This is a genomic window from Pseudomonas pohangensis (assembly GCF_900105995.1).
Lineage (GTDB): Bacteria > Pseudomonadota > Gammaproteobacteria > Pseudomonadales > Pseudomonadaceae > Aquipseudomonas > Aquipseudomonas pohangensis.
Genome location: NZ_LT629785.1, coordinates 887,894 through 902,011, shown reverse-complemented (window position 1 = coordinate 902,011; position 14,118 = coordinate 887,894). Strand labels below are relative to the sequence as shown.

Annotated in this window: 12 protein-coding genes; 1 reads left to right on the top strand and 11 read right to left on the bottom strand. The window is 56.6% G+C overall.

Going from position 1 to position 14,118, the window contains the following annotated elements; genetic code table 11:
* Positions 1-102 precede the first annotated feature (102 nt).
* From BLT89_RS04275 to BLT89_RS04220, 11 genes are all read right to left on the bottom strand, one after another.
* Positions 103-1,206 carry a DegT/DnrJ/EryC1/StrS family aminotransferase gene (locus BLT89_RS04275; protein WP_090193256.1) on the bottom strand — a complete coding sequence of 368 codons (1,104 nt, stop codon included), beginning with the start codon at positions 1,204-1,206 and terminating at the stop codon, positions 103-105.
* Complete coding sequence (locus tag BLT89_RS04270; protein ID WP_197673536.1) at positions 1,203-2,147, bottom strand: GNAT family N-acetyltransferase; 945 nt, start codon at positions 2,145-2,147, stop codon at positions 1,203-1,205. The genes BLT89_RS04275 and BLT89_RS04270 overlap by 4 nt, the downstream gene beginning before the upstream one ends.
* On the bottom strand, positions 2,122-2,991 hold the full coding sequence (locus tag BLT89_RS18030; protein ID WP_157718782.1) for a GNAT family N-acetyltransferase: 870 nt from the start codon (positions 2,989-2,991) through the stop codon (positions 2,122-2,124). Before BLT89_RS18030 ends, BLT89_RS04270 begins: the two co-directional genes overlap by 26 nt.
* Positions 2,988-4,268: an NAD-dependent epimerase/dehydratase family protein gene (locus BLT89_RS17885; protein ID WP_231975060.1), complete on the bottom strand. Its 1,281-nt coding sequence runs from the start codon at positions 4,266-4,268 to the stop codon at positions 2,988-2,990. The genes BLT89_RS18030 and BLT89_RS17885 overlap by 4 nt, the downstream gene beginning before the upstream one ends.
* Positions 4,269-4,484: 216 nt before the next feature.
* Positions 4,485-5,762, bottom strand: a complete 1,278-nt coding sequence (gene tviB, locus BLT89_RS04250; RefSeq protein WP_090193254.1) for a Vi polysaccharide biosynthesis UDP-N-acetylglucosamine C-6 dehydrogenase TviB — start codon at positions 5,760-5,762, stop codon at positions 4,485-4,487.
* 270 nt (positions 5,763-6,032) lie between these two features.
* A complete protein-coding gene (locus tag BLT89_RS04245) occupies positions 6,033-8,285 on the bottom strand; it encodes a GumC family protein (RefSeq protein ID WP_090193253.1) in 2,253 nt (750 codons plus the stop codon).
* A 635-nt stretch (positions 8,286-8,920) separates the two neighbouring features.
* Positions 8,921-9,460 (bottom strand): polysaccharide biosynthesis/export family protein, encoded by a 540-nt coding sequence (locus BLT89_RS04240; protein ID WP_090193252.1) that lies wholly within the window; start codon positions 9,458-9,460, stop codon positions 8,921-8,923.
* A gap of 204 nt (positions 9,461-9,664) precedes the next feature.
* On the bottom strand, positions 9,665-10,867 hold the full coding sequence (locus BLT89_RS04235) for an outer membrane beta-barrel protein (RefSeq protein ID WP_231975059.1): 1,203 nt from the start codon (positions 10,865-10,867) through the stop codon (positions 9,665-9,667).
* Between the two features lie 77 nt (positions 10,868-10,944).
* A complete protein-coding gene (locus BLT89_RS04230) occupies positions 10,945-11,379 on the bottom strand; it encodes a hypothetical protein (protein WP_157718781.1) in 435 nt (144 codons plus the stop codon).
* A gap of 487 nt (positions 11,380-11,866) precedes the next feature.
* Positions 11,867-12,223, bottom strand: a complete 357-nt coding sequence (locus BLT89_RS04225) for a pilus assembly protein PilZ (protein WP_090193250.1) — start codon at positions 12,221-12,223, stop codon at positions 11,867-11,869.
* Between the two features lie 176 nt (positions 12,224-12,399).
* Complete coding sequence (locus BLT89_RS04220) at positions 12,400-12,825, bottom strand: DUF4124 domain-containing protein (protein ID WP_090193249.1); 426 nt, start codon at positions 12,823-12,825, stop codon at positions 12,400-12,402.
* A gap of 314 nt (positions 12,826-13,139) precedes the next feature.
* Here BLT89_RS04220 and BLT89_RS04215 point away from each other — a divergent pair, with 314 nt between their 5' ends.
* Positions 13,140-14,054 carry a universal stress protein gene (locus BLT89_RS04215; protein WP_090193248.1) on the top strand — a complete coding sequence of 305 codons (915 nt, stop codon included), beginning with the start codon at positions 13,140-13,142 and terminating at the stop codon, positions 14,052-14,054.
* Positions 14,055-14,118 lie beyond the last annotated feature (64 nt).

Genomic DNA, 14,118 nt, shown 5'->3' with positions numbered 1-14,118 from the left:
AGGAGCGAGCTTGCTCGCGATACAGACTACGCCACAACTTCGCGAGCAAGCACGCTCCTACGAAGTGTGCACTTGACTGAGCTGGTACTGGCTGGATATGCATCAACCTGCCCATTGATTACATGCCCGAACAACAGCTTGGGCATCATCGGCACTCATGGTCGGCCCCATCGGCAGGCTGAGCACTTGCTGGTGCATGGCCTCGGTCAACGGATAATTTCTGCCATTCCATTGCGCGTAAGCCTGCTGCAGATGGGGCGGTATCGGGTAGTGGATGAGTGTCTGTACTCCCGCTTCGGTCAGGTGCTGCTGCAAGGCATCGCGCTGCTGACTGCGGACGACAAACAGGTGCCAGACGTGTTGTTCCGGGTTGGGGCAACAGGGCAGCTGGATGGCGGAGTTGCTAATGCCTTCAAGGTAGAGGTTGGCAATCTGCCGGCGCTGCGCGGTTTGTTTATCCAGATATTTGAGTTTGACACCAAGCATGGCTGCCTGAATTTCATCGAGACGGCTGTTCACTCCCTGATAGAGGTTCTGGTACTTCTCGTGGGAGCCGTAGTTGCGCAGGGCACGCAAGGTTTGCGCAAGGTCGTCGTCGCTGGTGGTGATGGCACCCGCATCACCCAGGGCACCAAGGTTCTTGCCGGGGTAGAAGCTGAAGCCTGCGGCATCGCCCCAGTTACCGGCCTTACGGCCATCCAGGCTGGCACCGTGGGCTTGTGCTGCGTCTTCCAGTACCAGCAGGTTGTGACGTTCGGCAACCTCCAGCAAGGCTGGCATGTCGGCCAGCTGACCGTAAAGATGCACAGCCAGAATGACGCGGGTTTTTGGCGTGATTGCAGCTTCTGCCTTGAGAGGGCACAGGTTGTAGCTGGCCTCATCGGGCTCAACCAGTACCGGTATCAGACGGTTCTCGGTGATGGCAAGGATGCTGGCGATATAGGTATTGGCGGGGACGATGACTTCATCGCCCTCCTTGAGCCTGCCCAGCTCTTTCCAGGCGCGCAGGGTAAGCGTCAGGGCATCCAGTCCATTGGCCACACCGATGCAATGACTGGTACCGCAGTATCTGGCGAAGTCATTTTCGAAGCAGGCCAGTTCGTTGCCGGTGATATACCAGCCGGAGTCGATCACGCGGGTGCAGGCTTCGATCAGTTCGTCACGATTGACTGCATTGATGGCTTTGAGATCGAGGAAGGGAATCATTTAATTTCGATCTCATAAAAATCATGCACGATCGCGCGAGCACCAAAACCCTCTTTCTGGGCAATCAGACCTTTATTTAGAAAGCGACCACAATTCTCATTTGATATTCCAAAATCAAAAAACCTCTTATCTCGATATCGCTCATTGATTAAATTATCGATTAACAAGTCTAGAGCACCCAAGCTACGCCCAAGTTCATCACTTGCCAAATACTGAGCGTGCGCCACTGTTTTAGTTTCAAAGATAACAGCACCTGAAACCACAACACCATGGTGTCTTGCAACGAAGATTTTTATATTTTCAGGAAACCGGTCTCTCAACCTTGTAATTTCTTTCAAATCATGCACAGGCTTCACGCCGTGTTTTTTTAGTAAAACATTCCCCAATAAAGCCCAAAATTCTTCATTACAAGTCGAAAGCTCTATTATCACATTCTCTTTTATTGCCTTATTAATACAGCGCTTTCTCAACTTGCTATATGAAACTTTATTCTCCAAAAAAATAGATGCCGATACATCCCTTCGAATAAGAGTCGCATCATTAACAAAAAGCGCATAACGATCTTCTTCGGCCGGCAACTCATGATAAATATGAGGCAAGCACTTATAAATAAGCTTACTAAATCCTTTATTGTTTAAGAATAAATTTACCTCATCAAAAACAGCAAGCATTAATTCTGTGCCAATCTTATTATTCGTTAAATAACCTCCAAACGTAAGTCCTTGGTGGCTGTAAATAATACCCTCAGAAACATTAGCCGGCAAAACTGAAACTATAGTCCCGCGGTCATCCCTTATCACCAAGGAGTAATCAAAAAATCTGTCTGCATGATATTCGATATAATCACGATAAAACATAAAGTGAGTATTTTTACAATCAGCTACAAAGCTGTCCCACTCACTTTTTTGTTCTGAGTCATACCTTGTTACTGATAGAATCAAAGCTTTTCTCCATCACAAGATAACTTTCAGCTTCAGTAATCACTTCCTTAAATCCATTTTTTTTATACAATGTTTGCGCCGAAATATTTGAAACCGCAACTTTTAGATACAAGCCTTTTAAACCAATTGAAGCCGCCTCACCTTCCAAAAAATTGACAACCTCCCTTCCAATACCTATTCCCCAGTATTTTTTCACTCCAATATACAGCCAAAGCTCAGCAACCTCAGCTTCAATATTTTTCAATCCGCAAGCGCCTACAAGCTCAGCACCAAACATCACACCGAAAATCTTGTAATTACTCCTCCCATCCAGAGACTTGTAAAACTCCAGCTGCTGCAACCGAGTGAAGTCCGGCGTCATTGTGAGCGCTTTTATTTCAGGATCATTAAGCCACTCCCAAGATAACTTTAAAAAACGCTCGTCATACTTAACAATTCGAGTTTTCTTAGAAGCGATAAATCTATTATAATTTCTAATGTAATCTAATTCATCGTAATGTTCGCTAGCCAATACCAATAGTACGCAGTCGTCGCTGAAGTCGTGCATTTCGCGCCAGACCATAGTCTCAATTAGCAACCCCCTGGTAGGCGAATTCATCCAGGTCTCCTCACGGCTAAAACCATCATCCAGCACCATGCGACACTTGCCCGCTACGCAAATGGCAACTTGCCGTAGATTGTGGTGGGCGTGAAAGCCTCGGCTTACGCCAGCTTCAGTATGGTGGATGTAATAAACCCGCTTGATTTCAAAAGGCACCGCTTTTTCCATGCCAATCTCGAGCGCTACTAAACCGCCTCTTTCATCCCCCAAAGATTGAAACTCAATCCAGTTGAGCAAGCTCATTTCATAAAACCTATATACCAAGGCATCGCCTGTTCTATGCCCGCCGAGAAGTCGAACTGCGGCGCATAGCCAAGCAGGCGCCGGGCCTTGCTGATGTCGGCCTGGGAGTGCAGCACATCCCCAGCGCGGAAATCGCGGTAGACCGCTGGTTTGTCGTAGTTCAGGCCGTTGCTGGCGAGGCTTTGCCTGAGGGCGGCCAGCAGTTGGTTGAGATCGGTGCGACCGCTGACGGCGACGTTGTAGACCTGGTTACGCGCCGCCGCATCGGTGGCCGTGGCGGCTAAAAGATTGGCTTGTACGGTGTTGTCGATATAGCAGAAGTCGCGGCTGGTGGAGCCGTCGCCGTTGATGAACAGCTCTTCGCCTTTGATCATGGCGGCGGTCCATTTGGGGATCACGGCGGCGTAGGCGCCGTCCGGGTCCTGGCGTTTGCCGAATACGTTGAAGTAGCGCAGGCCGATGCTGTTGAAGCCGTAGCTGCGGGCGAAGACATCGGCATACAGCTCGTTGACGTATTTGGTCACGGCATAGGGCGAGAGCGGCTTGCCGATCAGGTCTTCGACCTTGGGCAGGCCGGGGTGGTCTCCGTAGGTGGAGCTGCTGGCGGCGTAGGTGAAGCTGTGCACCCGGGCATCACGGGTGGCGACCAGCATGTTGAGGAAGCCGTCGATGTTGGTGGCGTTGGTGGTGATGGGGTCCTCCAGCGAGCGCGGGACGGAGCCGAGGGCAGCCTGGTGGAGGACGTAGTCGACGGGGATTGATTGTGCTGGGTGGGGGGAAGCATTCGCGGGCAAGCCCGCTCCTACAGACGCAGCGGCAGTCGCGGGCGAGCTGTTTGAACCTTCCTGCCGGGGTGTCTGGTTTTGCTCTTGTAGGAGCTGGCTTGCCTGCGATGGATTGGTTCTGTTGTTTTGTGCTGCGCTTTCGATAATCGGTGAAGCATTCGCGGGCGAGCCCGCTCCTACGGAAGCGATGGTGTTCGTGGGCGAGTCGACGTTCGGTGCAGTGAAGGTCATGGCTTGGCGGCAGTCGTCGAGATTGCGGATGTCGCCGTTGATGAACTGGAAGCGCGCCCATTGCTGCGGGGTGACCAGTGACTGGACTTCATCCAGATTGCGCTGGTGGCCGGTGGCGAAGTTGTCCAGGCCGACGACACGCTGGTCGAGCTTGAGCAGGGTTTCCAGCAGGTTACTGCCGATAAAGCCGGCGACCCCGGTGATCAACCAGGTCTTGGGCACTTTGGGCAGTTCGGCGAGCAGTTGTTGGTAGCGGGTCATTGGGGTGGCCGGTGGATTCGTTTAACAGCGTTGGCTGCGGGTTTAGCTTTGTAGGGTGGACTTCAGCCCACCACCTCTGGATCTGGGTTTTGGTGGGTTCAAGCCCACCCTACGGTGCATGTGTGTCTGTAACTTCTGCCGGGGCGTTGCCAAAGCAAAAGCTCGCCCCGGGTCGGGGCTCCCACAAAATATCACTGCACAGGCCAACGGGTGGGGTTAGAGCCGCAGGTCGCTGGCTTCTTTGGGCAGGATGTATTTGAGGTCGTAGAGGATGTGCTGCGGCTTGCCGAGGGCGCGCAATGCCGTTTCGCCCATGGCTTTGAACTGATCGTGGGCGACGGCGAGGACGATGCCGTCGTAGTGCCCGGTCTGCGGCTGGCTGACCGGGGTGAGGCCGTATTCGTGAAGTGCTTCGGCGGCATCCGCCCATGGGTCGTGGACGTCGACGCTGACGTTGTATTCGCGCATCTCGCTGATGATGTCGACCACCCTTGTGTTGCGCAGATCCGGGCAGTTTTCCTTGAACGCCAGGCCCATGATCAGCACGCGCGAGCCGTCCACCTGGATGCGTTGCCTGAGCATGGCTTTGACCAGCTGGCTGGCGACATAGGCGCCCATGTTGTCGTTGAGGCGGCGGCCGGCAAGGATGACTTCCGGGTGGTAACCGACCTGCTGTGCCTTGTGCGTCAGGTAATACGGATCGACACCAATGCAGTGCCCGCCGACCAGACCGGGGCGGAACGGCAGGAAGTTCCACTTGGTGCCGGCTGCCTTGAGCACGTCTTCGGTATCGATGCCCATGCGGTTGAAAATCAGCGCCAGTTCGTTGATCAGGGCGATATTGACGTCGCGCTGGGTGTTCTCGATGACCTTGGCAGCTTCGGCCACCTGGATGCTGGCAGCCTTGTGGGTGCCGGCCTGGATGATCGAGCGGTACAGCGCATCGACGCAATCGGCAGCCTGCGGCGTGGAGCCGGAGGTGACCTTGAGGATGCTGCTCAGCCGGTGCTGCTTGTCGCCGGGATTGATGCGCTCGGGCGAGTAGCCGCAGAAGAAGTCGCTGTTGAATTGCAGGCCGGAGTGGTTTTGCAGGATCGGCACACAGACTTCTTCGGTGCAACCGGGGTAGACGGTGGACTCGTAGACCACCAGATCACCGCCCTTGAGCAGGCTGCCAACCAGCTCGCTGGCTTTGATCAGCGGCGTCAGGTCGGGACGTTTGGCGGCATCGATGGGCGTGGGTACGGTGACGATGTAGACGTTGCAGGCACGCAAGTCTTCAGGGCTGGCGCTGAAGCTCAGCTGCGCCGATGCAGCCAGTTCTTCTGCCGAAACCTCCAGCGTGGCGTCTTTGCCCTGGCGCAGTTCATCGATACGCGCAGCGCGAATATCAAAACCGGTAGTCGGGTAACGCTTGCCAAACTCCACCGCCAGCGGCAGGCCGACATAGCCCAGGCCGATAACCGCGATTCTGGCGTCCTTCAGTTCGAGCATTGGATTTCCACAGTTAAGCGATGGGTTGGTTATTGGTTCTTGCTGGAGCTGCTTTGCCTAGGCGCTGGCTGGCCTGCGCTGTTTTTTGCTCTGTTGCCAAGTAGCGCGTTTGCGCTTTCCGGGAAAGCATTCGCGGGCAAGCCCGCTCCTACGGTTTGGCGCGGTACCTCGCTGACGGCTCCTTTCGCGGCGGGGCGCCGCTCCCGCAAAAATCGCAAACTCCTTGCTGCTATCCCCTATGGGGAGAGGAGTAAAGACTTAACCTGTGAATCAGGCCTTGGACTTTTTGCCTTCGTTGTAGCCGTAGTAGTCGTAATAGCCGCCGTAGCTGTAGCCGTATTTCTGGGCTTTCTTGATGTCGACCTGGTTAAGTACGACGCCTTTGATCGGGACGTTCTTCTGCAGCAGCTGGCCGACGCCTTTTTCCACCAGCGGGATGTGCGTGGAGTCGGATTTGATCACGTAGATCAGTCCATCGGCCTGTTTGGCCAGCACCATGGCATCGCTGACCGCCTGAGTCGGTGGAGAGTCAATGATGATGCGCTCGTAGCGGGCCTTGAGTGCCTCAATGGCTTTGGCAAAGCGCGGCGAGGACAACAGCTCAAGCGGGTTGGGCGGCACAGTGCCGGCGCACATCACGTCGATGCCATCGACGGTCTTGATGCACTCTTCCAGGTTGGCCGTGTGTGCAATCAGGTTGGCCAGCCCCGGAGTACCGACCGGGAACTTGAAGCTCCTGGCCAGGCTCGGGCGACGCAGGTCGGCATCGATCAGCAGAACCTTCTCCATCTGCCCGAGGGCGAAGGCCAGGTTCGAAGCCACGGTGCTCTTGCCCTCCCCCGGGATGGACGAGGTGATGACCAGTACCTTGTGCGGATGATCAACGCCGCTGAGCACCACACCGGTACGGATGGTACGCACCGATTCGGAAAAGCTCTTGTCCTTGTCGCTCTTGAACATGCCGATCAGCTCGGTGCGCTGTTTGTTCTTCAGCAGCGGCAGGATGCCCAGCACCGGCAGGTTCAGGCGGCTTTCGACATCATCGGTGCCACGGAAGGTATTGCTGAGGAAGTCCAGCAGCAATGTCAGACCGACACCGAACAGGGCGGCGAGTGCCACCGCAATCAGTACGATGCGTGACTTCTGCGGAGCGATCGGACCGCCAGGGGTGATGGCCTTGTCGATCACCCGCACGTTGCTTTGGTCCAGATCGGCCGTGGCCGAGGTTTCCTTCAGGCGGTTCATGAAGGTCTCGTAAAGAGTGCGGTTGGCATCCACCTCACGTTGCAGGGCGCGCAGCTTGAATTCCTTGCGCGAGATATCCTGCATCTGCTCCTTGTTGGCCTCAAAGGACGATTTCAGGGAGTTCTCGTTGGCCACTGCCAGCTGGTAGTTGCGCTCGATGCCGGCCACCACCTGCTCGACCTGGGCACGCAAACTGGCTGAAGCCGCATTCAAGTCAGATTGCGCGGCCAGCATCGACGGGTGCTTGGGGCCATAGCGTCGCGACAGCTCCTGAACTCGGGCCCGGGCCTTGGCTTCATCGCCCTTGAACGACTGGATCAGCGGGTTACCGAGTACCGCCGGCACGCTGGACAGACGCTCCCAGTTACCCTGCATGCCCTGTACCTGACGGTACTGGCTCTCGGCTTCGGCACGCTGGCTGCGCGCTTCAATCATGCGGTCACCGGTGCCGCTGAGCTCGGCGGCACTGATGGTGCCGACCCCGTTCACATCAACCAGACCTTCCGACTCGCGGTAGGCCTGCAGGTTGGTTTCGGCGACCTTGAGCTTGTCACGCAGATCTTCAAGACGGCTGTTCATCCAGCTGGTGGCGCTCATGGACATGTCCATATTGGCTTCCAGCTGACTCTCGATAAAGCTGCTGCCCAGGGCATTGGCAATGCTGGCAGCCAGCTGCGGGTCGGCCATGGTCACCTGGATCTGCACCAGCATACTGTCGCCGAGTTTCTCCACGCTGGTGCTGCCCATCACCGCACTGGTGGCGGCATCAAAGACTTGCGCCGCGCTTGCGGCTTGCTCGGTCTGCAGATCTTCCGGCAAGGTAACCGGCACCACCTCGTTGGCGGCAAATCTCTGGCGCAAACCGCTCAGGCTGAATAGCGAAGGTTCCTGCTTCGGTTGCTGGGCGGGATCGAAGGCCGGATGGCTGGTCAGGTTGAGGTCACGCACCACGCGCTCGGCCAAGGCGCGCGACTTGAGCAGCTCGATCTGGGTTTCAAGGAATTCAAAACCGAAGCTGTCAAAGCCATACATCATTTCAAGCGACATCACCGGTGGCGTTTTGCGCTCGAACAGCATGGTCGACTCGGCGCGGTAAATCGGGGTCAGCGAGTTGGCCCAGAGGCTGGCGAGCATGCCGACCACCAGCACCAGAGCAAGAATGCTCCATTTACGCTGCCAGACAACCAGCGCCAGCTTGAGCGGATCGATCTCGCCGCCCTCTTCATCCTGCCGCTGGGCAGTCGGGTTGCGCTCGATGATTTGACTATTGGATTCCATGCGACGAGAGACTCTGAAAAGTTGCGAAGTTGGCAGCAATGATGCCAGTTGTCCGGTGGCGTATTAGCTTCGTGGGCGCGGCGCCCCGGTGCAATCTTTGGCTCTTGTAGGAGCCGGCTTGCCTGCGATGCTATTGATCTGTTGCCTGCTTACGCAATTGCAGTATCCGCTGCAACATTCGCGGGCAAGCCCGCTCCTACAAAAACGTTGCGGCTTGGTGCCTGTGGCTTCAGCTCCGGTGCGCGCTTTCTACTTCCGTAGGAGCTGGCTTGCCTGCGATGCTATTGATCTGTTGCCTGCTTACGTGATTGCAGTATCCGCTGCAACATTCGCGGGCAAGCCCGCTCCTACAAAAACGCTGCGGCATGGTGCCTGTGGCTTCAGCTCCGGTGCGCGCCTTCTACTTCCGTAGGAGCTGGCTTGCCTGCGATGCTATTGATCTGTCGCCGCATTACGCGATTGCAGTATCCGCTGAAACATTCGCGGGCAAGCACGCTCCTACAAAAACGCTGCGGCTTGGTGCCCGTGGCTTCAGCTCCGGCGCGCGCTTTTTGCTTTTGCGTAGGGTGGGCTTCAGCCCACCATGGCAACTGCACCAGAGTACGGTGGGCTAAATCCCACCCTACGACATAGCCTCAGAAAAACCCCTGGTCGATATTGATCGAGTCACCGGGCATGACGGCGGTGTCGAGAGTTGCCGGTTCCGGTGTGCGGTCAGGGTTGTTGTCACGGATGATACTGATGCGCCCTTCGGAGGCGCGCTCGGTCAGGCCGCCGGCCAGCGCCACAGCGCGACGCAGGGTCAGGCCGGGCTGGAATGGGTAGGCGCCGGGTGCTTTCACTTCACCACTGATAAAGAACTCGCGGTATTTCAGCACGCTGACGGATACCCGCGGGTCGACCAGATAGTCACCCTTGAGTCTGCTTATGATCAGTTGCTCGATTTCTGCTGCGGTTTTTCCCTTGGCCTGCACTTCACCGATAAAGGGATAGGAGAAGCTGCCGGCATCGGTAAGGCGCAGCTCCTTGAAACTCAGGTCCGGCTCGCCGAACACATTGATGCTGATGACATCGCCTGACGCCAGTTTGTACGAGGAATTGCCTTCCGCAAGCGCAACTCCGCTGGCGAATAGCAGCAGGCCAAGCATCAGGCTGAGTAAAGTGCGAATGACCATAGATCCGGGTTGCTCTTGTGAATCGTTGAAATGCAAAGGGGAGCTACGCCCCCCTGTGGTTGAAGCCCAGCCTACTTTGATGCTGTTGCACGCTTTTGTGTAGGAGCGAGCTTGCTCGCGATGCGCTTGAGTTGCCTGATTCGAGCCGGGCATCCATGCAGTTATCGCGAGCAAGCTCGCTCCTACAGATGGGTAGGTAGCGTTTTACAGACCGGCGGTGAAGCTGACCGAAAAGATGTTGCGGTTATAACTCTGCCCAGGCTCGTTGGAGTCATCGGTGGCGTACTTGTAGCCAACACCGATATCCAGCCAGCGGCGCATCTGATAGGTCAGACCAACACCGACGATGTCGATGTAATCCTGCTGACTGGTGCCCTGATAGTCATTGCTGGTGTAGCTGTAGCTGACATCCGAGCTCAGACGCTCCAGCCAGGCGTGACTCCAGCTCAGGCTGGTGGTTTGCGAGTCGATGGCGCCGGCGCCGTCAGTGCCCTGCTGAAAGCTCTGATTGGTATTCAGACTGAAGGTGGAGTAAGTCCGCGGTTTCCACTGAACACCCGCTTCCCAGGTGCTGTTGTTTTCGTCGTTGTAATAGCCGTTGTCGTAACTCTTCTGCTCGGCACCGATCTTGATGGTGCCGCTGGTTTTTGCAGTGGCATCCCAGGTTACGCCACCCAGTACGGCATTGTTGTCGCTGTTCTGGTCGTTGTCTTTGACGTAGTCGTAATGGGTGTGGCGGCCTTCGAGCAGCAGACGGGTTTTCGGCGCGATGCGATAGAAACCGGTGGCCCGCAGCGGCAGGGCATCGTATTCCTGATCGTCGTTGAAGCCGTTGCTGTTCTGATAACGCCACTGCTGGTAATCGGCCGCCAGTTCGAGCTGCATCAACGCGCTGCTGGCACCGTAGGTGTAGACACCACCGGCATTGGTCTGGGTGTACTTGGCCGGTTCGCCGCTATTGCCCAGCGGCACGATATTGCCGTTGTCTGAATCGATGTAATCGTCGTTGGCGATGGTCTCGACCTTGTCGTAACCGGCATTCAGCCGCAGCTTGTTGCGCACATCGAACTGGAAGCCGGCATCGAGATCGACATGATGGTCGGTGTGGTCATCGTTGTGGCTGGAGGCGTAATTTTCATTGTCCAGCGAATAGGTCAGTGCATAGGCGCTGTTCCGGTTTTCGGTGGACAACTTGAAGGTCGGCGAAATGGCCGTTACCCAGGAGGATTGAGTGTTGTATTCCTCCGCACGGATATTGTCGTCATAACGCTCTTCGGTTTTCAGCGTCGGGGTGAATTTCAGACCATCACCAAAGCGGATGCTTTCCGGCTCGATGGCCCAGGCATTGGTAGCCAGCACTGCTGAAATAGCTGCTATCGAAGAGCAGTTGATCAACTTACAACGCATAAAAATCCCCAAGTGTTGCTGATGCAGCGCTTTGTTCAGCGAAAAAAATATCAATTATTGTAATTGGCAGATGAGTATCAGTTGGGGCTGGCCAGTTCGCCACCGCCGGCACCACCACCGCTGGGGATACTGGATGTGGGGGCAGCCAGGCCCCGGCCAAGCACTTCATCATCAGCAAAGGCCGGGCAACCCAGCGCCACTTCGGCGTTGATCGCTTCCGCTTGCTCGGGTAACTCGCTCACCGCTGCTGGCGGGATGGTCTGTGCCTGATCAGGCGCGGTGCAAACGGCGGTAGCCACGATGGTCGGGGCTGCTGCGGGATTGGCCGCGACCAGACTGGCAATTACCTCAGGCAAAGCCTCTGTCTCGGCTTCGGCAACTTCCTGTGCCTGCTGTCCGGTCAGTTTTACTCCGGCGGCTTTAAGCCCTTCGTAAGTCGCCTGATCGGCATACGCCTGGGTGCAGGTCAGTGCCAGAAGCAGGGAAAGACTGGTAAAGGTTCTTGTCATCATGAGCATCCTCACTTGTGTTGCCGACCCGCCCGCAAGCACGTCTTTTGATCGCTGGCTGAAACTGTTGGTTAGCCTGTGTCTGACTGCACAGAATTTTCCTGCCGCGCAGGATATTGTGGGCAAGGTTACACTGCCGACACTATCAATGACTGTAATTCTGCCATCTTAACCCCTTCAGACACGCTACCGCCCCAAGATTTGGCGTCAGATCTTGAAAACGCTGGCGTTGTGTCTTGCCCCGGCCATGCAATCGCACACGCCCGTCCGTCAATAAAACAGGCGATTAATAGTTGAGTGGATTCATTCCGGGCGGGTATTTCACGCGACTTCCTGCCGCTGCAACATCTTAAAGGTATTTGCCTTCAAGGCGAAGCCAAGAACCACGGGGCTGGTACGCGCGCAACCTGACATCTAACTGTGAAAGCGGAAATAGCGGGCCGGATCGAAAGCCCGCGCGCATTCAAGGCTATGGGGAGAAACCATTCGCTCAGGAAGAAATTTCAGGCACAAAACGGAAGTAGTCATGCAGCACTGCGACCATCTGCACATAGTCCGCCGGCGGTTCCACCAGGGCAAAACCAGAGTCGAAGGTACCCGGAGTCACGTCTTCGCGACTCCATTGGCAATCGGCCTGGAAGTCGATGCAGCGCAGCGCCCCGCCCTCCTCCGGTATCTTAACGCGCAACGCAAAGCGCGCACCCACCAGCATCGGCAACGGACTGACCAGCATCAGGCCATCCGGCGAGATATTGCCGATACTGCCGACGGGCTTGCCGGTAATGCAGTTGAACACCTGTAAATAGTGCACCAACTGCTGTCTTTCGATGCGGCGCTGTTCAGACATTCAGCTTCTCGCTTGCCGGCGCAGGGCTTATTCGTATTGCTGGCCAAGTTTTGTCCGGCGCCCGTAGGGTGGGCTTCAGCCCACCAAGACTGTACTCGACTGTTTAATGGTGGGCTGAAACCCACCCTACGGCCAGCAATGGTTTAGCCTACACGTAACCGGGACATGCTCTTTCTTCACTGGCACTTGGCGGCAAACTGGCTGGCCACCTTGCTGCGTGCCACCTCTACCTGTTGGTCACTATAAAATGTGCGTTCGCCATTGGCATCATCGCTGAAATAGAGGCCACCATGGCCGAGATTTTCCAGCGTCTGGCGCAGTTTGGCGCACTCTTCATTACGCTTTGCCGTGATGCCGGCCTGCTTCTGGGCGGCTGCTGTCTGCTCCTGCTTGCGGGCATCCAGCACCTTCTGTAAACGCTCCTGACTCTGCCGGGTTGCCGCATCACGCTCGATCACCTGCGGCTTGACCTCTATGGCTTCGCCCCCCGGCCCGGGCTGTTCACCGAAGTGCACCCGGCCGCTGGCATCGGTCCAGCGATAGATCTCGCCCCAGCCGGTAAGCGGGGCAAGCAGCAGCATCAGGATGATCAGGCGGCGCATTGGCAGGTCTCCAGCCGGTGAACAACCAGCTTAATCCGGCAACCCACGTTTGTGTAGGGCGGCTTCAGCCCACCATTAAGCAGTCGGGCAGGATATCGGTGGGCTGAAGCCCAGCCTACATTGATATCGTTCCCACGCCGGAGTCAGAAGTATTCACAGGAGCGGGCTTGCCCGCGACCGATTGATCAGACCTGAATCGCGGGCAAGCCCGCTCCTACAGACAATCCGGACAGGGATCACTCTGACTGATACAGATCAAGCAGCGCCTGCCGGTTTTGCAGTGCAATGAAACAAATAGATGCGGAGAATTCGCCATGAAACTGAAAATGCTGCTGGTGGTCATCGATCCGACCAGGCAAAGCCAACCGGCTCTGGAGCGGGCTGTCTGGCTGGCGCGGCAGAGCCGCTCGGCCCTTGAGTTGCTGGTCTGCGAGTATCACGCCACGCTGGAAGGCAGCTCCCTGTTCAATCCCAGCTCACGGGAAAAAGCCCGCGAGAAGCTGTTGCAGGAACGCCAGACCTGGCTGGAAACCCTCGCGCAGCCTTTGCGCGAGGAAGGTCTGCAGGTACAGACCTGCGTTCGCTGGGGCAAACCACTGCACGAAGTGGTGCTGGCACGGGCTGCAGAGCTGAAGCCGGACATGCTGTTCAAGGCAGCCAGTGATCATGGTGCACTGCGCCGGTTGTTCCTCAGCAACAGTTGCTGGCAACTGATCCGCCACAGCAAGGTGCCAGTGTGGCTGGTGCATCACGGGGCATTCGGTGGTTATCGTCGGCTCTGCGCGGCGGTCGACCCGCTGCACAGCATCGACAAACCGGCCGCGCTCGATCATCGCCTGCTGATTGCCGCCCGCGAACTGGGCAGGTTGCTTGATCTGGAGCCGCATTGCCTGCACTGCTATGCGCCGCTGCCGCCGTCCATGCTGTTTGACGCCAAGCTGGTTGCCGAGTACCCGGAATACCTGAAGAGCAATGCCGAGCAGCGCCATCTGGCGTTTGACCAGCTGCTCACGCAGTACCCGCAAATCCGCCCGTACAGCCATCTGGTGGAGGGTTACCCGGAGGAAGTCATTCCGCACTTCGTGCGTAGCGAGTCGATAGACCTGCTGCTGATGGGCGCGGTATCGCGCAGCCATCTGGATACGGCGCTGATCGGCAATACTGCGGAGCGTGTCCTGGAGGAGGTCGATTGCGATTTACTGGTGCTCAACAGCAGGGCGGAAAAGTAGTGGCGCAGAAAAGTGACTACACGGTCACGGCGGTGTAGCCTCTGGCTCTCCCCAGAAAATGGAG

Bases quoted from the DNA above. Each gene is read 5' to 3' on its own strand.
- BLT89_RS04275 (WP_090193256.1), bottom strand. From the start codon at position 1,206: ATGATTCCCTTCCTCGATCTCAAAGCCATCAATGCAGTCAATCGTGAC.
- BLT89_RS18030 (WP_157718782.1), bottom strand. From the start codon at position 2,991: ATGAGCTTGCTCAACTGGATTGAGTTTCAATCTTTGGGGGATGAAAGA.
- BLT89_RS17885 (WP_231975060.1), bottom strand. From the start codon at position 4,268: ATGACCCGCTACCAACAACTGCTCGCCGAACTGCCCAAAGTGCCCAAG.
- tviB (WP_090193254.1), bottom strand. From the start codon at position 5,762: ATGCTCGAACTGAAGGACGCCAGAATCGCGGTTATCGGCCTGGGCTAT.
- BLT89_RS04245 (WP_090193253.1), bottom strand. From the start codon at position 8,285: ATGGAATCCAATAGTCAAATCATCGAGCGCAACCCGACTGCCCAGCGG.
- BLT89_RS04240 (WP_090193252.1), bottom strand. From the start codon at position 9,460: ATGGTCATTCGCACTTTACTCAGCCTGATGCTTGGCCTGCTGCTATTC.
- BLT89_RS04235 (WP_231975059.1), bottom strand. From the start codon at position 10,867: ATGCGTTGTAAGTTGATCAACTGCTCTTCGATAGCAGCTATTTCAGCA.
- BLT89_RS04230 (WP_157718781.1), bottom strand. From the start codon at position 11,379: ATGATGACAAGAACCTTTACCAGTCTTTCCCTGCTTCTGGCACTGACC.
- BLT89_RS04225 (WP_090193250.1), bottom strand. From the start codon at position 12,223: ATGTCTGAACAGCGCCGCATCGAAAGACAGCAGTTGGTGCACTATTTA.
- BLT89_RS04220 (WP_090193249.1), bottom strand. From the start codon at position 12,825: ATGCGCCGCCTGATCATCCTGATGCTGCTGCTTGCCCCGCTTACCGGC.
- BLT89_RS04215 (WP_090193248.1), top strand. From the start codon at position 13,140: ATGAAACTGAAAATGCTGCTGGTGGTCATCGATCCGACCAGGCAAAGC.